Here is a 21672-nt window from a genome sequence, read left to right as displayed (position 1 = left end):
TACTTTATTACAGATTCTGTCAGTTACTCTTTTCGAAAAAATGCCTTTACAACAAATAGTTCAGTATTCCAATTATGGTTTCAATATAACCGAAAATCAAAACCAGTTGAATCTATTCGATTCTTAACCGGACAGTAGTGTACCCCTAATTTAAAGCAGTCACTGGGGGGAGAAAAAATGCAGTATGTGTTGAGATAAATTCTTAAGTAGTGTAAATCTATCTATATATAGAGGTAACTGCTATGAAAGGCATAAGAGATACTTCAAGTGAAACGTATCGCCAGTTAATGGGCAATGGATTACAATATGAAATTCCTAAATTTCAGAGAGACTATTCCTGGGAATCTGAGCATTGGGATGATCTGTGGCAGGACATACGCTCATTAAACCTTGATGAATCCGAGCATTATATGGGCTACCTTGTGCTGCAAAGTTCGGACAATAAAAATTTTCGGGTAATTGACGGGCAGCAAAGACTTACTACCTTGAGCATACTTGTTCTTGCAGTTTTAAAATGCCTGCAAGAGTTGGCAGATAAGGGAATTGATGCTGAACAAAATCTTAGACGCAAAGAAGCATTGATGAGCAGTTACATAGGGTATTTAGATCCTGTTACGCTTATATCAAAAAACAAGCTGAGATTGAATCGTAACAATGATGATTATTACAGAAATTACATTGTGCCGTTGCAAAGTCTGCCAAGCAGGAAAATAAATATTTCGGAAAAGCAAATGAGAAGCTGCTTTCAGTGGTTCTATGAAAGAATAAAAACAGAATATGTCACAGGTGAATCACTGGCAGGTTTTGTTGATGCCATTGTTGATAAACTTTTCTTTACTGTAATTAAAGTCTCCGATGAGTTAAACGCCTTTAAGGTTTTTGAAACACTGAATGCAAGAGGAGTAAAACTTTCGTCATCCGACTTGCTGAAAAATTATTTATTTTCAGTGGTAGATGCAACCAACCCTCATAAATCAGAATTGGAGGAAATGGAACTGCTGTGGAGTAAAGTTATTGGTAAGCTTGGAAGCGAAAAATTTCCTGAGTTCCTGAGATGTTACTGGAATAGTCTGAATAAAACTGTTAGAAAGAATGATCTCTTTAAGGCCATCAGAAAAGATATTAAAACGAAGGGAGATGCTTTCTCTCTGATTCGTGCATTGGATAGCAATGCGGATGTGTATATGGCGCTGCAAAATCCTGAAGATGATCTCTGGAAAGGGAAAAAACAAATTGCAGACTATCTGAGAGAACTGAAATTGTTTCAGGTAAAACAACCCCTTTCTCTTCTGCTGACCGCCTACAACTTTTTAGAAGAATATGATCTTAAACGTGTTCTAAAGGCATGTTCTATAATTTCATTCCGATATAATGTCATTGGTGGTCTGAACCCTAACGAACAGGAAATAGCCTATAATGCAGTAGCGTTAAGCATCCGCAAGAACAAGCAGCTTAATATGAATGAGTTAAGAGATATTTATCCGGACGACGAGCGTTTTGAAACCGAATTTTCAAGAACGGTGTTCAAAAGCACCCCCAGAAACCACAGGATAGTCAAATACATTTTTGCTGAGATTGAGAGGTATAAGTATCATGCGGATATTGATCAAACCAGCGACCTTTATACCGTTGAGCATATAATTCCTGAAAGCGATGTAGATGAGTGGAATTATCTTGGAGATGAAGTTATTGAAAGATGCATTTATCGCTTGGGGAATCTAACACTTTTAGAAAAAAACCTGAATAAGGAAAGCGGGACGCAGTGTTTTGACAATAAAAAAGTTGTTTATGCCAAAAGCAGTATTCAGCTTACCAAGTCTATCGCCGATTACAATGAATGGACTGAAGAAACCATATCTCAAAGGCAAGCTCGATTAGCCGTTGAAGCTAAATCTATATGGCGTTTGCAGTTCTGATAAATGACACCATTGTGACCGCCATCAGGAATATCAGACTTAAATGAAACGCCCCTTTGGACAGCATTTTCTTTTTGACCCGAACATCCTGAAGAAGATCATCGCCTGCAGCGGTATAACAAAGGATGACACCGTTGTCGAGATAGGACCGGGGCTTGGGACGTTGACGAGGTTTCTCTCTTTGTATGCGAAGAAGGTCATTGCGATCGAGCTTGATAAAAGGTTGATCGGGAAGCTTGAGGGAATTCTTTCAGAGAGCAGCAACGTTGAGATCGTACAGGCCGATGCCCTGAAATTTCCTTACGACACTATTGAAGGGAAATTCAAGGTTGTGGCAAACATTCCTTATTATATAACCACACCGCTCTTGTTCAGGCTGCTCGAATTTAAAGAGAAGATCACGAGCATGACACTGCTGATGCAGAAAGAGGTCGCAAAAAGGATCGCGGCCTCTCGCGAAGACAAGGAGTACGGCGTGCTCTCAATTTCAACGCAACTGCACACAAAACCCTCCCTGAAATTTACCGTGTCCCGCAAGGCGTTCCTGCCGCCTCCAAAAGTGGATTCAGCGGTCGTGCATTTTGAAGTCTCCCGGACGCCTCTTTTCCCGGTCAACGATGAAGAATTCTTTTTAAGGTTAATGAAGACTGCATTTTCGCAGAGAAGAAAAACCATCGTGAACAGTTTGAAGTCATTTGAAGGCATCAAAGACGCATTACATGAAGCAGGCATTGATCCGAAGTTGCGGCCTGAAAATTTTACGATAGAGGATTTTGTGAGGCTTGCAAATATTCTCTCGTCTTCCGCAAGTTAACCCTTCCTACATGTCAATTAAGAATTAAAAGTGCACACTTTTGAACTTTAGCTAACAGTTAACCCTTCCTTCACTCCTCATAACAAATACAAATATTATCTTCCCTGTCTAAAGTAACCGGCCTGTTTTACCGAAAGGATAACTGGAAATTTAACGAGCAGGTTGGACCAGGATATGAAAAAGCTTATCGGCGGGTTGATGGTCTTCACATTAATCCTTGCTGCGTTCAGTAAAACCAGTGCGGCGCAATACGTTCCCGGGGAAATAATAATCAAACTTAAAAACCCGGTGAATGCGGCTGTAATAAACGGGCTTCACTCAGATGCCGGCACAGTAAAGAAAATGGGCGTCAATGATACCAGGTTTCATCAAGTGAAGCTCCCTCAAACCATGAGCGTTGAAGATGGCGTTAAATATTATGAGCTGGACCCGAACGTGGAATATGCCGAGCCTAATTTCATTGTTCACGCGCTTGCGGTCCCCAACGATCCGTCTTACAGCCAGCTATGGGGGCTTCACAACGATGGGGTGGCAGGCGGCATCTCAGGCTCAGGCATACACGCGCCTGAGGCATGGGACAAGACAACAGGCTCAAGCGATGTTGTCATAGCGGTTGTTGATACCGGCGTTGCGTATAACCATCCGGATTTGAGCGATAACATCTGGACTAATACAGGGGAGGATTGCACTGACGGCATTGATAATGATGGAAATGGTTATACAGACGACTGCCACGGATGGGACTTTGTAGGCCATGACAACGACCCGACCGACTACAACGGACACGGGACACATGTGGCAGGGGTAATAGCAGCAGCCGGCAATAACGGCATCGGTATAACAGGCGTTATGTGGAATGCGAAGATAATGCCGTTGAGGTTTTTGGGAGTTAACGGCTCCGGGACAACGGCAGACGCCATTGCCGCAATTCTATATGCAAATAATAAGGGAGCGCATGTAATAAATAACAGTTGGGGAGGGAGCAATTACAGCCGCGCACTCAAAGATGCCATAGAGGCATCAAGCGCGGTAGTTGTCTGCGCCGCCGGGAATGGAAATACAGACAATGACAAGTCGCCTTTTTATCCGGCGAGCTATGAGAGTGCAAATATTATATCAGTAGCAGCCACTGACTCCAGCGAGAACCTCGCTGTCTTTTCAAATTACGGCGCAGCATCAGTGGACCTGGCAGCTCCCGGAATCAGCATCTACAGCTCAATCCCCCAATTCGGTTTCGGAGAGCCGGTTACTGTATACAGCGAGAACTTTGACAGCGCATCAGGAAACCTGCCGCTGTCAGGATGGACCATGGGAGGCGTTAATTTCTCATGGGCTGTAACAAGCGGAACAGGAACTGGCGGAGCTAACAGCCTCGAAGACAGCCCCGGCGGTAATTACCTCGAAAACACAACTTCATGGGCAGGGTATTCTACGCCTGTCACTTCAGTGAAAGATAATATTTACACCCTGTCATTTAAGTGGAAGGGAGAACTTGAGGACGGGGCTGATTATCTGGATATTAATTACTCTGCCAACGGATCAGACTGGGATTGGGCAGACTACAGGAGCGGTTCAACGAACGGGAATTATATAACGGATTCAACAAATGATTTTACGGACATCTCCCAGATGAATGACAGCTTTTATTTCGGATTCGGCATGACAACAGACAAATCCGGCAATAAGGGCGGGGTTTATATTGACGAGGTGAGACTGACAAGAACGCCCCTGACTGTAAGCAGTTACAGCTATACGTATTACAGCGGCACGTCAATGGCTGCGCCGTATGTATCGGGCGCAGCGGGGTTAGTCAAGGCGATGAAGCCGCAGCTGACAAATCTTGAAATAAAGGCGGCCCTTCTAAGGGGCGTTGACCCTGTTTCTTCGCTGACTGGCAAGGTCGTAACAGGCGGGAGGCTGAATGCTTACAAGTCGCTGTTGGAGGGAGAACGGGGCCCGGCAGAAGGCAATAACCCCATAGACACCGGAAACGGGAACGCCCCCGGAAACGCAAATGCGGCTTCCGGCGGAGGCGGAGGCGGGGGCGGGTGTTTTATAGCAACCGCCGCGTATGGAAGTATGATGCATCCGTATGTTAAGGCGTTGCGGGAATTCCGGGACAGACATCTCCTGACTAATTCAGCCGGCAGGGTCTTTGTTGATTTTTATTACAGACATTCTCCCCCGATAGCAGATGTTATACGGGACAGCGAGTATTTGAAAGTTGTTACAAGGACCCTGTTGACCCCGGTGATCATGTTTGTGGTTTTTCCTTATACGTCGTTGGCGATAGGTATAATGTTCGGTTTTTTAACTGTTTTACTAATAAGTAAACATAAAACAAAGTAGGGCACGCGTCCCTCTGTTCCACCTGCTTAACCTTTTTCTTGCTAAATCCGATAAAATAGTATCGATTGCCTATAGCAATTGTTTTCACTTAGGAAACTTAAGTATGTTCACCCGTAACGGAACTGAACGAATAACAAGCAGAAGCAAAGTAGTCCTGGTCAGCATCATAGCAGTAGCTCTTTACTGGATAATTGATTCGGCAGGCGACGCTTTAATCTTCCGGGAAGGCGATTTTATCTCCCAGGTATTTGCCCCGACTCTAAGTGAAACATGGACCCGTGTGTTTACCTGTTTTATCCTGACATTGGCCGTATATTCCGCATTCAATATTGCCGGGCGCAAACAGCTCGAAGAAAAACTTCGCGCTTCTGAAGAAAAATACAGGAGCGTTGTAGAAAACCTCGGGATCGGCATTTCTGTTATCAGCCCGGACATGGAAATACTGGCCTTGAATCATCAGATGAAGGAATGGTTCCCGCAAATAGATGTTTCAAATAAACCTGTCTGCTATCAGGCATTTAATACGCCCCCGAGAGAAACAGTATGCTCATACTGTCCTACCTGTAAAACACTGACTGACGGGGAGACGCATGAAACAATAACAGATACGCCGGCTGGAGATGCATTCAGACATTACCGCGTCCGTTCCGCTCCCATCAAAAATGACAAGGGTAAAGTAATAGCCGCGATAGAAATGGTTGAAGACGTTACAGAGGTCAGGGTGACCGAGTCATCGCTCAAAGAAAGCGAGGAACGCTACCGGAACCTCTTTGAAAATGCCCACGATATGATCCAGAGCATTGCCCCGGACGGAAAATTTATTTTTGTAAATCCGGCGTGGTTAAAGACAATGGGATACACATGGGAAGAGGTCCAGAGGCTGAATGTTTTCGACATAATACACTCAGACTGTAAAGCCCGCTGCGCGGTGACCTTTAAAAAGGTAATGTCAGGAGAGGATGTTCAGAATGTCGAGGCGACGTTTGTATCAAAAGACGGACGCGCTATCGAGGTGGACGGCAACGTGAGCGTGCTGAAGGTTGAAGGGGAAGTGGTTGCCGCCTGCGGGATATTCCGCGACGTCACTGAGCGCAGGAAAATGGAGGAACAGCTCTTTCAGATCAAACACGATTGGGAGGACACATTTGATACAATCACGGACATGATCACCGTCCATGACATGGATTACAACATAATACACGCAAACAAAGCTGCCGGGAAAATACTCGGCCTTTCCAATTTAAAGAGCCTTACCTCGGTAAAATGCTATAAGTATTATCATGGGAGCGGGCATCCGCCCGAGGGCTGCCCAAGCTGTGATTGTTATAACACGGGCGTTCCTGCCACGTTTGAATTATATGAGCCCCACTTGAGAAAGTTCATCGAAATAAGGGCCATCCCCCGGTTTGACAGCAACAATAATCTGTCCGGATTAATACACGTTGCCAGGGACATCACGGAGCGCAGGAAGCTGGAAGACCAGCTTCGCCAGGCGCAAAAGATGGAGGCCATCGGACAGCTTGCCGGGGGCATCGCGCACGACTTCAACAATATACTGACTGCGATAATTGGATATTCGAATATATTGAAGATGAAAATGGACAAAGACGACCCGCTGAAAAATAATATCGAACACATACTCACCGCGTCAGAGAGGGGAGCTAATCTTACGCAAAGCCTTCTCGCATTCAGCAGGCAGCAGGCCACAAACCTTGAGCCGGTAAGGGTCAATGAAATTATTAAAAGCATGGAAAGTCTTTTATTGAGGGTCATCGGCGAGGACATAGAATTAAAGACGGTACTGAGGGGGAACCTGACCATAATGGCGGACCATGTGCAGATTGACCAGGTGCTGATCAACCTGTGCACAAACGCAAGGGACGCAATGCCGGGCGGCGGGGCCTTAGTTATTGAAACAGGATTTGTAGAACTTGATAAGGAATTTATTTCAGCGCACGGTCATGGCAAGCCCGGCTTATATGCTTTTATTTCGGTCTCGGATACGGGCATAGGCATAGATGAAAATATAAGGGGAAGGATATTTGAACCTTTCTTTACGACTAAAGAAGTTGGAAAAGGCACCGGGCTTGGCCTCTCTATAGTGTATGGAATAATCAAGCAGCATAACGGCTATATTAATTGTTCCAGCGAACACGGCGCAGGCACAACCTTCAAGATATATCTTCCGATGATTGAGTCAGAGGTTTTAGAGGCGGAGTCGTTGAAACTTCCTGAGCTGACAGGCGCGGGGGCCACAATACTTTTGGCGGAGGACGAGCCTGTGGTAAGGAAGCTCACGACCCAGGTGCTTGAGGAATTCGGGTATAATGTTATTGAAGCGGTTGACGGCGAGGATGCGGTAGTTAAATTTGTGGAGAATAAAGACGAAATAGATCTTCTCATGTTTGATGTGATAATGCCGAAGATGAATGGTAAAGAGGCATACGACAGGATAAAAGAGATGAGGCCTGATATCAACGCGCTTCTCATAAGCGGTTATCCCGCCGACTTCATAAATAAACAGGAAATAATCCAGGAGGGCATAGCTTTTGTGGCAAAGCCGATCTCTCCGTCAGGGCTTTTAAGCAGAGTGAAAGTAGCCATGGGAAAATGAGTAACGGGGACGGGGCAAACCTCCTTGTCGTTGACGACGATCCGCTGGTTCTCGGCTCTCTTTCCGGGTTGTTGAGGGAATTCGGATATTCCGTCATCTCCTGCAAAAACGGTAAAGACGCATTGGCCAGATTCGTTGATAGCAAGGTGGATGTTGTAGTGACGGACATCAAGATGCCTCAGATCTCAGGTATTGAACTTCTTGAAAAAATTCACGGCATCAATAATGAGACGCCCATAATTCTCATGACAGCATACGCGCAAATGGACATGGCGGTGGCAGGGATAAAGCACGGCGCGTTTGATTTTATCGTCAAACCCTACAATCCGGAATACCTCATGTACGCGATAGAAAAGGCGGTCAAATTTAAAAGGCTCCTGCAGATAGACAAGGATTACAAACACATGCTTGAGAGCACAGTTGAGCAGAGGACAAGTGAATTAGCCAACGCCCTGTCGCTTGTCAGAAATATCAGCAAAGAGATGATACAGCGTCTGACCGCAATGGCTGAATTCAGAGACACGGATACAGGCGCCCACATATCGAGGATCGGCCTTTACTCAAACAAGATTGTCGAGTCCCTGAATATGCCGATTGAATTTATTGAAACAATTACCTTCGCAAGCCAGATGCACGACATAGGGAAGATAGGCATTCCCGACAATATACTTTTAAAACCCGGCCCCCTTACCCGCAAGGAATTTGAAGTTATAAAACAGCATACCATCATCGGCGAGAAGGTGCTCCACGGCTCATCATATGCCAATATACAGATGTCCGCCTCAATCGCGTTAAACCATCACGAGAGATGGGACGGCACGGGATACCCGAGGGGACTAAAAGGCGAGGCAATACCGTTTGAGGGCAGGGTGGTAATGCTCTGCGACCAGTATGACGCCTTAAGAAGCAAGAGGCCTTATAAACCGTCCTTTACCCATCAGGAAGCCTTCAGGATAATCACTGAAGGTGACGGCAGGACCATGCCGGAACACTTTGCCCCCTCGGTGATGAACGCGTTTTTGGAAGTCGCCCCTGTGTTTGACGAGATATTTAATATGTATTCGGTATAAAGAAATTTTCCTTCTTTTGTATTTAAGTTGAAAAACAGCTTATTATAAACACTGAGTCACTGAGACACAGAGAAAATAAAGCAATGAAAACATAACAATTATTTTTTGTCTACCTCCGTGCCTCTGTGTCTCTGTGGTTATTTTCATGTTATCCAAGTTTTTTTACGAATGAACCGAAATTTTTACCGGCAGACGTCCCGTCTTACTCTTTCACCCCGAAAATGAACACTGGCAGCATGATTATCAGTATCGCGCTCATGGTCCAGAATGAGTAGAGATAATCGTAACGCGCTATCAGAAATCCGGCAAGTATCGGCCCTGCTGCATGGCCGATATCGAATATGGTCCCGAACGTGCCCATCGCGGTCCCGAAATGTTTTTCCTTGCATATATCGGCGACAAGCGCGGCTGAGGATGAGGTGACAAAGGCCTCCCCGAAACCGAAGAAGACGGCGGCAAGCATCAGGAGGTAAAAACTTTTCAGGAGCGGGATTACCCCGAAAGATACAGCGCATAAGATCATGCCGGCTACAATTAACGGCTTCCTGCCGTACTTGTCGGAGGTCTTTCCAATGACAGGTTTGGAAATGATAGTCACAAGCACCTGTATGCCCCATAGAAGTCCCGCCTGAAATTCATTTAGTCCCGCAACCGTCACCGCGTAAATCGGCAGGAACGCCTCCAACGCGCCGACTGTCAGGTTTTGCAGCCCTTCCATATTTGATGTGATGACAACTCTTTTATCGCTTATCACTTCTCTTATGCCGGATGCAAATTTTCCAAAAGCTTCTTTTATTCCCAGCCCTTTCTCGACAGCCTCTTTTTCTTTTAAGAATCTCAATGCGAGAACCAGTGACATCATCCCCGCAAAACCGCTTACGATGTACGCCCTGTGAAAATCGGCGATTGAAGGCCCGGCGGTTGACGATAAGTTGTGGAGTATGAATCCGCCGACAGGCGCTCCTAAAAGATTCCCGATGATCGTGACGGAAGAAAACCACGAAAGCATCTCGCCTTTTTTTGTCCCTGCCGTGTCAGCGACGACCGCCATTGACACCGGGCCGTATATTGCCGTTGCAAGCCCGTGTATGAATCTCGCCACGAGCAATAAGGAATAATCTTTTACAAAGAGGTAGGTGAAAGGCATGAAGGCAAAGACAAAGATGCCGATCAGCATCGTCTTTTTCCTTCCGATAATATCAGACAACGCGCCTGACGGTAATTTAAAAAAAATTCCAGTTACGGTTGAGATGCCGACAACAAACCCGATCGCCTCCGGCCCTGCCCCAAGATAAAGCGCGAAAAGCGGCAGCACCGGGCTCCTTGCAAGCGCGTAGGAAAGCCTTGCAAAGAAGCCCACCGTGCAGAGAGACGCGAAGGGCGAGAGGACCCTGCTCATAATTTACTTAACGCCAAAATACGCGAGAGTGTCAGCCATCCTTTTCTTGACGTCGTCGTGGATATGCTGGATGTATTCGCGTACCCCCTCCTCGCCCCATTTAAGCTCCACTTCCTTTGCGTTTTCAGGGATCCTCGTAATGTCATGGCGTTCAACTTTTTTTGTCTCGTCCTTGTCCACCCATTCATGGATATCCTTATAGTCTTTGCCGGTTCTTTCAATACTTGTTTTTGCATGTACGTCAATAGATGGCATGTTGTTCTCCTTTTCTTATGTTATTGATGCATATAGCATCTCAAATACGGACATCCCCTTTTCAAGGACCTCCGCGTCGTCCTTTGCAGTCTTTCTTATTCCTGCCAGGATATCTTCTACCCCGGCCGCCTCCGGGTTTTTATATTTCCCGTCCTTCATATCAAGCTCATGGACCAGCCCGGCGATCTTTTTTACCGCTCTGTCTTTTATGCCGAAGGTCATGACAAGCGCCTCAAAGGTGCACATGTCTCCAACATGGGTAAATTCCCCGTCCCTGACATCAAAGGCAACCGTTGCTTTATTTAAAGCGGCCAGGTCTTTTTCATCTATAAATTTAAAGGCGGCCTTTTTGTCAATGAATCTTTTGATCAGCCATGCCGAGGCCATCCTGTCCACAAAGGGTCTCTTTCTTGTGGCCCATGTCCTTTTTTGATAGTCCTCAATACGCCGGGGCAGCACTTCCGGGACTTGCCTGATATTGGGAACTGTCAGGCCTTTCATCTCTTTCAGCAGCGCGTCAAACTTCTTTTTCAAGGCAATCCCGGCTTTTGATTCAAAAAAGTCTACCTTTCGGGCGGCCTCAAATTCTTTCATGTGCCTATTGAACAACTCCGGGAGTTTTTTATTGCTCTGGGCCCCGGCCCCCTTTGCGGCGGTCCCGACTTTTCTTTCAAGCTCATCCACCTTCTTTTCGATAGCATTGTAATGCCTGTCCCTCTGATGATTGAAGAGCCCTATAACCTCCTCATCCGTCGCTGTCTCTATCCCCTTGACGCTGACAAAGGCCCCATCCCCCTTCACCGACGAGACCTCAGTGACAAGCCACTGGCACAACTCGTAGTTTTCTTCACTGTACGGGAGGACGTAGACCGCGCCTTTAAACTGTACAGCACCCGCAGTCGCAAGCCTCCTCCATATCTTCATCCTCGCGTTTACCGGCTTTGACGGGACGCTGTAAAAGAACAACAGCCATTTGGGTTTTTTTGTTTCTGCCGGACCTTTCATAATGCCTGTTTGCGCTTCTTCATAAAGTAACACCTGATTACAACGTAACACATGTTACATTAGATGTCAAGCGGTTTCATTAGATGGCGGAACGGGGGTGTTATTGTTGATGTGATCTTATTTTCAGGATCTCCGGTTTCAGCAGGATGAGCAGTGATGAGACTGACAGGCAGAGCCCCGCGCTGGTCAAAAGGGCGTACTGAGTGCCGATATAATGCGCGAGGCTGCCGAGCGCCAAATTCCCTATCGTGGTCATTCCAAGAAACACTGTCGTGAAAGAACTCATCACCCTTCCCCTGAGTTTGTCAGGCACCGCAAGCTGAAGAAGGCTGTTGGCGGTCGCCACCTGGGTTATCGCGCCGAAGCCGACGATAAAAAGCATGAGGTAAGAAAGCCAGGCAGTGGTTGAAAAAGAAAATACAAGAAGCGCCGCGGAGAAGGCGAGACCTGACACCGCAAGAAGCAGCCCCTGTTTTGAGGAGTCTCCTCTTACGGCAAGGCTTACCGCGCCGGTAAGGGCGCCTGCTCCGGCAGCGCCCATGAGTATCCCGAGGCCCGTTGCGCCTGTCTTTAAAATGTCCCGCGCGTACACGGGCAAAAATGTGACATAGGGAAATCCGAAAAAACTGATTATCCCCGAGGACATGATAAGTGTGTAAACCTTTGAGTCAGCGAAGATGTATTTCATGCCTTCATTAAATTCTTTTCTTATCCCTGTCCCGTGAGAGGTCTTTATCTCTTCCGGCTTAAAGCGCATCCTTAAAAGCCCGATAATTACCGCGAGGAAACTGATCGAGTTAATATAAAAACAGGCGGACAGTCCTATGGAGCCCATAATTATTCCGGCGACAGTCGGGCCGATCATCCTTGCGCCGTGAAATGCCGCGGAGTTCAGCGCAATGGCGTTTACCAGGTTTTCCTTGCCCACCAACTCTATGAAAAACGACTGCCTTGCCGGGATCTCAAATGAATTTGTCGTGCCGATAAGAAAAGAAATAATGAGTACATGCCAGACAGTTATAACTCCTGATGACACCATGACGGCTAACAGCAGCACGACAAACATGAGGATGATCTGCGCTGTAAGAATAATCTTCCATTTAAAAAATCTGTCGGCAACAACCCCCCCGGCCATTGTGAAAAGAAGAATAGGCATTGACATTGCCGAGCCCACAAGCCCGAGGTAGAACGGCGAGTTTGTGAGTTTGAAGACAAGCCAGCCCTGCGCCGCGGAATGCATCCAGGTCCCGGTAAGGGATATGATCTGCCCGATCCAGAAGAGCCTGAAGTTCCTGTATGTAAGAGCTGAGAGCGGAGATGATTTCATTGGAATAATGATAACATATGTTATAATCTTATCCGTGAAAACATACAGTAAATTAACAGTTTTTTTACTGCTTTTTTTATCCTCCATTTTACTGTCATGCCGGCAGCCCGACTCCAGGTTTGAAAAATATGAATCGCTTGAGACAAACGCGAAGGGATCTTCCGCTGACAGCAAGAAGCTGAAAGTCCTTACAACCATCGCCCCGCTTTACAGCTTTACAAAAAACATAACGGGAGACGCCGCGGACGTTGAAAACCTCCTGCCTTCCGGGACAGGCCCGCATGAATATTCGATGAGCCCGGAGGATGTAATAAAGATCTCTCAGGCGCAGGTCCTGATCAAAAACGGAGTTGGCCTTGAGACGTGGCTTGATAAGATATTTTCACAGCAGCTTTCCGATACCTCATATTCTCACGGGGCGAAACCTCTTGTTGCGGATTCAAGCGCGGGCGTAACTGTCATTGACAATGACCCGCATATCTGGCTTTCACCCAGAAACGCCATCATTCAGGTCAAAAATATCAGAGACGCACTAATAAAGGCAGACCCCCGCAACGGGGAAATCTATTCAAAAAATGCCTCCGCGTATATAAAGCGTCTTGAGGGTCTGGACAGGGAGATAAGCGAAAGCGTCAGGACGTTCAGGAGAAAAGAATTTGTTTCCTTTCATTCAGCTTTTTTATATCTCGCGAGGGACTACGGACTGAATCAGGTCGCGGCAATCCAGAATTTCCCGGAGAGAGAGCCAACGCCCAAACATATGGCGGATGTGATAAACATAATAAAGGCGAAAGACATAAAGGTCATTTTTTCCGAGCCGCGCGTTACTCATAAAGTTGTTGAGACGATCGCGAGGGACCTGAAATTGCAGGTCTACAGCCTGGACACGCTTGAGACGGGCGCGCTTTATCCTGAATGGTACGAAGTGAGGATGAGGGCGAACCTCGAAGTTTTAAAAATGGTATTGAATCAATGAATGCATTGAGCGTTGAAAATCTCTGCGTAAAGATCAACGACCGCCACCTGATTGAAAACATCACATTCACCGTTGAGGAAGGCAAGATAGTTGCCCTTATCGGTCCCAACGGCGCAGGCAAGACCACTCTGATCAAGGCCATTCTCGGGCTGATACCGTATTCGCCCGGCAAGGTATCATTGTTCGGCCGGCCATTTGGAAATGGTAACGCACATTTCAAGGTTGGTTATGTCCCGCAGCGTCTTGAGTTCGACAGGACGTTCCCGCTGACCGTTTCCGAATTGATCGGGTTTACAGTGCCTCCTGTGTATTCGTTCTCGTTTTTCAAAAGGGACAAGAAACATATTAACGAACTGCTTGAAATTGTCGGGGCCCAGGACTTGATGGACCGGAGCATCGGGGGATTGTCAGGAGGAGAGCTTCAGCGCGTTATGATCGCCAAGGCCATTGTTAACGAGCCAAAGATACTTTTTCTTGACGAACCGGCCTCAGGCGTGGACATAGAGGGGCAGGAAAGGTTTTATGATCTGGTGAAAAGGCTGAATAAAGAAAAGGGGCTGACCGTAATATTGATCTCTCATGATCTGAATATCGTCTACCGTTTTGCGGACAATGTCCTGTGCATAAACCGCAGGCTGATATGCAGCGGCAGCCCGGCCAATACACTGACTGACGATGTTATCAAAAACGTCTACGGCGAAATGATGGGGGCGTACATACACAGTTGCCATGAACACGATTAAACTCAAAGGAATAAATCAATCCACAGATTGCACAGATATACGCAGATTTATTTTATCTGCAAATGCTTTTGTAAGCAGAGTTGTTGTCATTCCATGTGCCGCTATTAATGGTTTCTTTATTAATCTGTGTCAATCTGCGAAATCTGTGGCCAGGATACTATGAATACAATCAGTGAATTCCTTGCGTATCCATTTATCCAGAGGGCATTTGTCGCCTCATTGATCGTCGGCGTACTCTGCCCTTTTGTCGGCAACTTTGTGGTGCTGAGGCGGATGTCTTTTTTCTCCGACGCGATATCGCATTCGGCGTTTGCCGGTATCGCAGTTGGCGCGCTCCTCGGCATTGACCTTTCAGTGTCGTCGGTCGTGGTCGCGATACTTATCTCTATGCTGATCGCCGTGCTCTCTGAAAAGACGACACTCTCCCACGACACCGTTATCGGGATCGCGTTCTCAGGCTCCATTGCATCAGGCATGCTCGTAATGGGGATGATGAAAGGTTACAGGGCCGACATATTCACCTACCTGTTCGGGGACATACTCGCGATAACCAATACCGATCTGCTCCTGCTTTTTGTTATCGGGGTCCTGTGCATTTCCGCGCTCCTGTTCTTTTCAAAACCCTTTCTCCAGATCACATTCAACAGGGACCTCGCGCAGGTGGAGGGGATCAATGTAAGGCTCTTTGAATACCTCCTGTTCTTCATCATCGCTATCGTCGTAACAGTGAGCCTCAAGATCATCGGCATAATCCTCGTGACGTCCCTTCTCGTGGTTCCCGCCGCCGCCGCAAAAAATCTCGCCTTAAGCATGAGACGCCTCTTCGCCCTTTCATGCATATTCGGCCTTGTGTCCGGGATTACCGGCCTCATGCTTTCCGTTTACCTCAATACCCCGTCAGGCCCGACCATCGTGCTCGTGAGCGTCGGGATATTCTTTTTAACGATGCTCAAACGCGAGAGGTGGAATTAAGTTATTTGGACGCAGTAGCGCAGATAGAATAAAAACCTGCCAATGAATAAATACTCCTTGTCTTTATAAGGCATGTCGTATTATCATTATTAAAATTTTCTTGATGTGAGGACTGGTTTGACAGTAATGGAGTAAGCCGTTAAATCGATAGCTTCCTTTAGCATTTGAAAAGAACACATAAAATGGGGGGGACATGCATTCTGATTTGATAATAGACAATGATTATAAAATTTGGCTGGCGGATTTAAAGGGCAGGATCCGCAATGTTCAGATAAAGGCGGCCCTGAAGGTAAATGCCGAACTTCTTAATTTTTATTGGGAGCTTGGTGCTGACATAGTTAAAAAACAGGCAACTACGAAATGGGGGGATGGCTTTTTACGACAACTTAGTAAAGATTTGATGGTGGAATTTCCGGAGATAAGAGGCTTTTCTCGTACAAACCTCTTATACATGCGCAAATGGTATTTATTTTATCGAGATACTTCCGGAAATGTCCCACAAGTTGTGGGACAAATGCAACCTGCAAATATTAAAGAGATCTTTCAAATCCCATGGGGACACAATAGAGAGATCATCAGTAAATGCAAAACTCGGGAAGAAGCTGTCTTCTATGTTCAGAATACAATAATTCATAACTGGAGCCGGAGTGTTCTTGTGCACCAGATTGAGAGCGGCTTATATCAACGCGAGGGGAGATCAGTGAACAACTTTGCCGTTACGCTCCCAAAACCCCAATCCGACCTCGCAAGAGAAACACTCAAGGACCCATATGTATTTGATTTTCTAAGTATGACCAGGGAGTATAATGAGCGAGACCTTGAAAAGGGGCTTACCGATCATCTCACCCATTTTCTGCTGGAGCTTGGCTCCGGGTTTGCCTTTGTCGGCAGGCAGATTCGGATACAGGTCGGAGAAAAAGAATTTTTTATCGATCTGCTGTTTTACCATATCAGACTTCATTGCTATGTGGTTGTTGAATTAAAGACCGTGGATTTTGAGCCGGAACATTCCGGTAAACTCAATTTTTATATTAAAGCCGTAGACAGTCAGCTCCGCAAAGACGGCGATCAGCCGACCATCGGTATCCTGCTGTGCAAAAGCAAGGACAAGCTGGTAGCCGAGTATGCCCTAAGCGATATTCACAAACCTATTGGCGTTTCGGAATATCAACTGACCCATAACCTGCCGGAAGTTCTGAAAGGAAGCCTTCCGACGATTGAGGAGATTGAGGCGGAGTTGGGAAAAGAGGTAGGTGGAAGGCAGAAGGTGGAAGGCTGAAGGTGGAAGGTGGAAGGTTTGTACCCTTCAGTCTTCGGCCTTCAGCCTAAAACCTATAGGAGAAATTCATGCGTGATCACACAAAACTTAGAGCATTTGAGTTGGCTGACGAGCTGGTGGTATCGGTATATCAGGTGACCGCAGGATTTCCCAGAGAAGAGCTTTATGGACTGACTTCTCAGATAAGGCGAGCAGCGGTTTCTGTTCCTTCTAATATAGTGGAGGGATGTGCACGAGACAGTCAGGCAGATTACCTTCGATTCCTCACCGTGGCCTTTGGATCATTAAGGGAACTGCATTATCAGGTAGGTTTGTCCAAGCGCCTGGGATTTCTGTGCGATCAGGATATGGATCTGTTAGAACCACGGATAGTAGAAACCGAGAAGATTCTGAACGGGTTGATTAGAGCGTTGCGGGGAAAAGATGGATAGGTTAAAGGTTGATAGGTTGCAGGTGGAAGGATTGTACCCTTCAGTCTTCGGCCTTCAGCCTAAAAACCTAATCATTGCATCCTTCAGTCTTCAGCCTTCAGCCTATCCACCTATAGTAGGAGTTGAAACTTTTCCAGAATGTACTTGATGCCATATTTATGAAATTCTGAGAATCGTAGATCTGACACACCCTCCTATATTAAATACTTCTTGTCTTTAACAGGCTTATCGTATTATCATTATTAAACCTTTTTTAGTGGGGACCGGAAAAACAGTGATAGCGCAAGCCGTTAATCTGATGAATTTTCTGAAGGGGCCGAAGCAGTTCATTATTCCTGTCTATCCGCGTATCTACAATAACCCGGTTTTTAATTCCCCCGAATTCGAGAGGTTTAAGAATCAGTCCGAACTTTTGCATTTGTGCACTGTTTTATGCTCAGACGTTTGAGAGGAACGTGGATAATGGGGTGCCGTGAGTTTTTTGCGAGGGAGAATTGATTTGACTGGGGAATGGGGAATACAAGAAACAGGACCGACCCTCGACGATGGTATCGCAAGCGTTTAGCATGATTATTAATTACCGCAGAGGGGTTTTTAAGAAAAAATGGGATGTGTCTCTATTAAATTTCTTACAGTAGGCTTAGGGAGAAATATGGCAAAAAAAACAGACTTGATTATAAAACCTAAAGAAGAATTTGCTTATGGTCACATTATAAAGGCGTTAGCGGGAGGCCTTTATCCTAACAAGTTCCATGTAATAAGAGAATATATTCAGAATGCATTCGATGCAGTTGTTAATTGGAAATCTGTAAGCAGAGACAAGAATGTTGCAATAACGGTCAACATTCAGAAACCATCTATTGTAATTCATGATAATGGTACAGGGATGGACCGCCATACGTTGAATGAATATAGAAAAGTCGGTTTCTCAAAGAAGATTATTGGCGAGTCTGTTGGCTTTAGAGGTATTGGGAAGCTTGCGGGCATTTCTGTTGCAAAGAAGCTCATAGTTATTTCTTCACCTTTTGGTGTTGCTGAAAAATACATACTTGAATTTGATGCTGAGTCAATGCTAAAGGAAATAGATGAACTGAAAAAGAAAAGAGCCAATATCCCTCTTAGTGAACTTATAGAGAAACATACTAGGCTGATGTCAGATGTTGAGGAAAAAGATAAACATTACACAATGGTGGAATTGCATGAAATAAAAAACGATTCAAAAATATTATTTGATAAGAATAAGCTTGTTGATTACATATCTAAAAACGCCCCTGTCCCTTTTGACCCCAAATTTACCTTCGCTGGAGATATCGAAGATGGCATCCGAAAATTTGTGGATGATTATGACTGCATTGAACTGACGGTTGATGGTGAGAAAATTTATAAGCCTTTTGCTGATGATTTGAAACCCCCTCAATTTATTCCAGTTCCAGATAGTAAGAATAAAACAAAATATCTTGCATTTTGTTGGTATTGTGAACACAAAGATAAGGGGCAAGTAAAGCCGACAGAAATTAGCGGTTTAGTATATAGATATAAAAATTTTGCGGTAGGGGATAATTATCTAACTAGAACAACAATATGGAAGACCTCTACTCATTTGGCCTTTTACTTTATCGGAGAGATATATATTATTGACTCTACCATTGTCCCGACCTCACAGAGGGACGATTTTGAACAAAGTACCGTAAGGGATGGTTTTTATAAGGATGCTGAAGTGATCTCCAATGAATTAAATGTATTGGCTCGTGAAAGTTCTAATGTTCGCAGAGCAGAAGAATATGTAAAAAAGGGAGTAGAGGTCATTTCTTCTATTGAGGCAGATATAAAGAAGAGAGACCCTGCGTTAAAGGACTTGAGCGTGCAAAAGATCGCAAAACTTGTTAATGTGATCGATAATATTGCGAAGAGAAAAAAGAATATTCCTCAAAAAGATAAGAAAACAAAACTTCTGGCAGATCAAGTTATTAAAGAGGCAAAAAAATTACTTAAGGAAGTGGAAGAGGTTAGTAAGCCCGAGAAGTCCGAGTTCGATATTGTGAAGAATTTGAAAATGGAAACACAAGCTGAACAGGTCTACTCTACAGCAGTTCGGACTCTAAAAGATTTCTTTGTTGATGAACCTGAAGTTTTAGAAAAAGTTCTTAAGGCATTTCAACAAAATTTGTTAAAGGTATTCTCTAGAAAGACGAAATAAGTCGAATGTTGCCAAAGAACTATGCCACAACGAATAATAAAGAACGTGTTAGAGCAGAAGATTCCGAATTAATAAAAAAAGAATTTGCAAAAAAGAAGAAAAAACTTTCTTATCTGGGCATGCCTTCTGGAGAGATCCGAGATATTCTTGCATGGAAGGATTACTTGGAAAGATGTTCAGCTGTTGAGGTAGACGCGAAGATCCGTAGTCAATTATGGCTAAATATTATCAATTCCGGATTGTGCGATAGGGTTAACATTCTTTTTGGGGATATCGAAGACATTATCATAAAAGGTAGTGACGGCTTTAAGAATAAGTTGCAATTTCCTTATGATATAGTATTTCTTGATTGTTTTGGTTCGATCTTATACCACGAATTGAAGCGCATTAAAGCAATAACTGCTTTAATAGAGAAACAAAGAGGCAATCATTTTTTATTATTGTTAACTTTCAATATTCGGGAGAGAAATTATTGTAGACATAGTATTGATGAGTTCTTGCAGAAATTAGAGAAAGAGTTGTCAGGATACTATTTGCGTGATGAGAAAGCAAAGACTGCTGTAAGAAGAGTCATCGATTGGTATAGATCTGATAGTACAGAAGAAATGTATCGATATAAACTTTTTACGCCATATTTAATAAAAACAATGGCTGAAGAGAGAGGCTTCAATGTCCATGCTTATCCCCCGATTTTTTATTTGGGATTTAATAATAGCCCAATGATCCATTTTGCTTTTAAATTAGTGTCTGGAGGGATAGCTCCAACAAAAGAGGTAAGCCAGCAGACAGTATTTGATGTAATTAATCTTAATCTTAAAGAATCCTCAAAAGGGAGAGTGTTTGTCAGGAAACAACAGGCACCAACTTTAAATATTCCGAGTGTATAATAGTATTATTTGAAGAGGGAAAATGAATATTTTATTAGTTGAACCTAACTTTCCCATTCCTGCAAAAAGCAAGAACCATTGCAATTTTCTGCCCATCGGTCTTTTGAAGATTGCAGCCTATCATAGAAACCTTGGAGACAGAGTAGAATTGCATCGCGGTAACTTTCAAGCAAACAAACGCCCTGACGAAATAAAGGTAACCTCTCTTTTCACATACTGGTCAAAACAAGTCTGGGAAAGCGTCCAGTATTATAAAAAGCTTTACCCCAGCGCACGAATGGAAGTTGGGGGGATTTATGCGTCTCTTATGCCTGAACATGCTAAAGCATCAGGGAGTGATGATGTAAAAACGGGCCTCTATAAAAAAGGAATAGCTGAAGATTTTGAGCCCGCTTACGACTTAGTGGATGTAGATTATCAGATAGTCCACGGTTCGAGAGGCTGTTTCAGAAAATGTAATTTTTGCGGAACATGGAAAATCGAGCCGGATGTTACCTACAAAAAAAGCATCAAAGATGAAATAAGAAAGAATAAAATTGTTTTTTATGATAATAATCTAATTGCAAATCCGCATATAAAAGACATCCTTTCTGAAATTGCTGAATATAAATTCCCCGATCAGAGCAGAATACACTGTGAAAGTCAAAGCGGGTTGGATGGGCGAATATTAGTTAAAGACCCCGAAATTGCTTCTTACCTAAAGAAAGCGCGGTTTCAACATCCGCGTATCGCATGGGACGGGCCTTATTCGCAGTGGCCAAAAATTAAAGCGCAGATACAAGTCTTAAGGGATGCAAGATTTCATGCGGATGACATATTTATCTTTATGCTCTTTAATCATGATCTATCCTATGAAGAAATGAGAGCAAAACTTGATGCATGCCGAAGATGGAAAGTCAGAGTTATAGATTGCCGATTCAGACCATTAAATAGCACCTCTGATAATTATAGGCCAAATGCTAAGAGCCAAGATGAAGAAGAGTATTATATTCACAAAGGCTGGACAGATAAACAAGTACGAGCTTTCAGACGTGCGGTGCGGAGACAGAATATTGCGCTTATTCTTGAGTTGCCAAATGGACGATACATCAACGGAGTAGAAAGACGTTATATTCCCACATAGTAAGAGGGGTGTGTCAGGTCTACGTTCTTCAGGCAACTCTATGAATCGTAGACACTAATTGCTATTACAATTAAAGCACACTTTCACACTTGCGAGCTATCACGCTATTTTCATTCCCTCATAAACCCGGTCTTCTTCTTACTCAGCTCCGGCTGACGCATGAGTTCTCTTATTGATAACGTACAATATTTTTCGCACAAATAGGGTCATGGTGACCTCGAATCTGGTAATGTAATTTTGCACAAAAACAAAAACCAGAGGAGGAACACCATGACTAAGAGTAATTGTACCGCAAAACAGGGGAGAATAATCCAG

Annotated in this window: 17 protein-coding genes; 13 read left to right on the top strand and 4 right to left on the bottom strand. The window is 44.7% G+C overall.

Translation table 11 applies throughout. From position 1 onward, the window contains the following. The first annotated feature begins 242 nt into the window (after window positions 1-242). The 5 genes from HZB61_07770 (at window position 243) to HZB61_07750 (ending at window position 8763) form a co-directional block, all read left to right on the top strand. On the top strand, window positions 243-1916 hold the full coding sequence (locus HZB61_07770; protein ID MBI5056494.1) for a DUF262 domain-containing protein: 1674 nt from the start codon (window positions 243-245) through the stop codon (window positions 1914-1916). A gap of 43 nt (window positions 1917-1959) precedes the next feature. Then, entirely contained in the window at window positions 1960-2730 is a 771-nt protein-coding gene (gene rsmA, locus HZB61_07765; protein MBI5056493.1) for a ribosomal RNA small subunit methyltransferase A, read from the top strand. 174 nt (window positions 2731-2904) lie between these two features. Beyond that, on the top strand, window positions 2905-5079 hold the full coding sequence (locus HZB61_07760; protein ID MBI5056492.1) for a S8 family serine peptidase: 2175 nt from the start codon (window positions 2905-2907) through the stop codon (window positions 5077-5079). Window positions 5080-5182: 103 nt separating this feature from the next. Next, entirely contained in the window at window positions 5183-7693 is a 2511-nt protein-coding gene (locus tag HZB61_07755) for an MEKHLA domain-containing protein (protein MBI5056491.1), read from the top strand. Continuing rightward, window positions 7690-8763 carry a response regulator gene (locus HZB61_07750; GenBank protein ID MBI5056490.1) on the top strand — a complete coding sequence of 358 codons (1074 nt, stop codon included), beginning with the start codon at window positions 7690-7692 and terminating at the stop codon, window positions 8761-8763. The genes HZB61_07755 and HZB61_07750 overlap by 4 nt, the downstream gene beginning before the upstream one ends. A 202-nt stretch (window positions 8764-8965) precedes the next feature. On the opposite strand, the gene HZB61_07745 is transcribed toward HZB61_07750, so the two are convergent. The 4 genes from HZB61_07745 to HZB61_07730 all read right to left on the bottom strand — a co-directional run bounded on the left by HZB61_07745 (window position 8966) and on the right by HZB61_07730 (window position 12749). Further along, window positions 8966-10162: an MFS transporter gene (locus HZB61_07745; GenBank protein MBI5056489.1), complete on the bottom strand. Its 1197-nt coding sequence runs from the start codon at window positions 10160-10162 to the stop codon at window positions 8966-8968. A gap of 3 nt (window positions 10163-10165) precedes the next feature. Beyond that, a complete protein-coding gene (locus tag HZB61_07740) occupies window positions 10166-10417 on the bottom strand; it encodes a hypothetical protein (GenBank protein ID MBI5056488.1) in 252 nt (83 codons plus the stop codon). A 15-nt stretch (window positions 10418-10432) separates the two neighbouring features. Beyond that, the gene (locus HZB61_07735; GenBank protein ID MBI5056487.1) at window positions 10433-11422 is read right to left on the bottom strand and encodes a chromate resistance protein; all 990 of its coding nucleotides are present in this window, start codon (window positions 11420-11422) and stop codon (window positions 10433-10435) included. A gap of 100 nt (window positions 11423-11522) precedes the next feature. Beyond that, entirely contained in the window at window positions 11523-12749 is a 1227-nt protein-coding gene (locus HZB61_07730; protein ID MBI5056486.1) for an MFS transporter, read from the bottom strand. A 7-nt stretch (window positions 12750-12756) separates the two neighbouring features. Here HZB61_07730 and HZB61_07725 point away from each other — a divergent pair, with 7 nt between their 5' ends. From HZB61_07725 to HZB61_07690, 8 genes are all read left to right on the top strand, one after another. Next, a complete protein-coding gene (locus tag HZB61_07725; protein ID MBI5056485.1) occupies window positions 12757-13725 on the top strand; it encodes a zinc ABC transporter substrate-binding protein in 969 nt (322 codons plus the stop codon). Continuing rightward, the gene (locus tag HZB61_07720) at window positions 13722-14468 is read left to right on the top strand and encodes a metal ABC transporter ATP-binding protein (GenBank protein MBI5056484.1); all 747 of its coding nucleotides are present in this window, start codon (window positions 13722-13724) and stop codon (window positions 14466-14468) included. Before HZB61_07725 ends, HZB61_07720 begins: the two co-directional genes overlap by 4 nt. Window positions 14469-14627: 159 nt before the next feature. Next, window positions 14628-15440 carry a metal ABC transporter permease gene (locus tag HZB61_07715; protein ID MBI5056483.1) on the top strand — a complete coding sequence of 271 codons (813 nt, stop codon included), beginning with the start codon at window positions 14628-14630 and terminating at the stop codon, window positions 15438-15440. A gap of 193 nt (window positions 15441-15633) precedes the next feature. Further along, the gene (locus HZB61_07710) at window positions 15634-16719 is read left to right on the top strand and encodes a DUF1016 domain-containing protein (GenBank protein ID MBI5056482.1); all 1086 of its coding nucleotides are present in this window, start codon (window positions 15634-15636) and stop codon (window positions 16717-16719) included. A gap of 68 nt (window positions 16720-16787) precedes the next feature. After that, window positions 16788-17150 (top strand): four helix bundle protein, encoded by a 363-nt coding sequence (locus tag HZB61_07705; GenBank protein ID MBI5056481.1) that lies wholly within the window; start codon window positions 16788-16790, stop codon window positions 17148-17150. Window positions 17151-17802: 652 nt separating this feature from the next. Continuing rightward, window positions 17803-19347, top strand: a complete 1545-nt coding sequence (locus HZB61_07700) for an ATP-binding protein (protein ID MBI5056480.1) — start codon at window positions 17803-17805, stop codon at window positions 19345-19347. Between the two features lie 5 nt (window positions 19348-19352). Beyond that, on the top strand, window positions 19353-20234 hold the full coding sequence (locus HZB61_07695) for a hypothetical protein (protein MBI5056479.1): 882 nt from the start codon (window positions 19353-19355) through the stop codon (window positions 20232-20234). A gap of 22 nt (window positions 20235-20256) precedes the next feature. Further along, window positions 20257-21357: a Fe-S oxidoreductase gene (locus HZB61_07690; protein ID MBI5056478.1), complete on the top strand. Its 1101-nt coding sequence runs from the start codon at window positions 20257-20259 to the stop codon at window positions 21355-21357. Window positions 21358-21672 lie beyond the last annotated feature (315 nt).

It is taken from the genome of Nitrospirota bacterium (assembly GCA_016214845.1).
Classification (GTDB): domain Bacteria; phylum Nitrospirota; class Thermodesulfovibrionia; order UBA6902; family UBA6902; genus SURF-23.
The sequence above is the reverse complement of the archived record's forward strand: the minus strand, read 5'-3'. Positions and strand labels throughout refer to the sequence as shown.

Bases quoted from the DNA above. Each gene is read 5' to 3' on its own strand.
- HZB61_07755 (MBI5056491.1), top strand. From the start codon at position 5,183: ATGTTCACCCGTAACGGAACTGAACGAATAACAAGCAGAAGCAAAGTA.
- HZB61_07735 (MBI5056487.1), bottom strand. From the start codon at position 11,422: ATGAAAGGTCCGGCAGAAACAAAAAAACCCAAATGGCTGTTGTTCTTT.
- HZB61_07740 (MBI5056488.1), bottom strand. From the start codon at position 10,417: ATGCCATCTATTGACGTACATGCAAAAACAAGTATTGAAAGAACCGGC.
- HZB61_07700 (MBI5056480.1), top strand. From the start codon at position 17,803: ATGGCAAAAAAAACAGACTTGATTATAAAACCTAAAGAAGAATTTGCT.
- HZB61_07770 (MBI5056494.1), top strand. From the start codon at position 243: ATGAAAGGCATAAGAGATACTTCAAGTGAAACGTATCGCCAGTTAATG.
- rsmA (MBI5056493.1), top strand. From the start codon at position 1,960: ATGAAACGCCCCTTTGGACAGCATTTTCTTTTTGACCCGAACATCCTG.
- HZB61_07750 (MBI5056490.1), top strand. From the start codon at position 7,690: ATGAGTAACGGGGACGGGGCAAACCTCCTTGTCGTTGACGACGATCCG.
- HZB61_07705 (MBI5056481.1), top strand. From the start codon at position 16,788: ATGCGTGATCACACAAAACTTAGAGCATTTGAGTTGGCTGACGAGCTG.
- HZB61_07730 (MBI5056486.1), bottom strand. From the start codon at position 12,749: ATGAAATCATCTCCGCTCTCAGCTCTTACATACAGGAACTTCAGGCTC.
- HZB61_07760 (MBI5056492.1), top strand. From the start codon at position 2,905: ATGAAAAAGCTTATCGGCGGGTTGATGGTCTTCACATTAATCCTTGCT.
- HZB61_07745 (MBI5056489.1), bottom strand. From the start codon at position 10,162: ATGAGCAGGGTCCTCTCGCCCTTCGCGTCTCTCTGCACGGTGGGCTTC.
- HZB61_07720 (MBI5056484.1), top strand. From the start codon at position 13,722: ATGAATGCATTGAGCGTTGAAAATCTCTGCGTAAAGATCAACGACCGC.
- HZB61_07710 (MBI5056482.1), top strand. From the start codon at position 15,634: ATGCATTCTGATTTGATAATAGACAATGATTATAAAATTTGGCTGGCG.
- HZB61_07715 (MBI5056483.1), top strand. From the start codon at position 14,628: ATGAATACAATCAGTGAATTCCTTGCGTATCCATTTATCCAGAGGGCA.
- HZB61_07695 (MBI5056479.1), top strand. From the start codon at position 19,353: ATGTTGCCAAAGAACTATGCCACAACGAATAATAAAGAACGTGTTAGA.
- HZB61_07725 (MBI5056485.1), top strand. From the start codon at position 12,757: ATGATAACATATGTTATAATCTTATCCGTGAAAACATACAGTAAATTA.
- HZB61_07690 (MBI5056478.1), top strand. From the start codon at position 20,257: ATGAATATTTTATTAGTTGAACCTAACTTTCCCATTCCTGCAAAAAGC.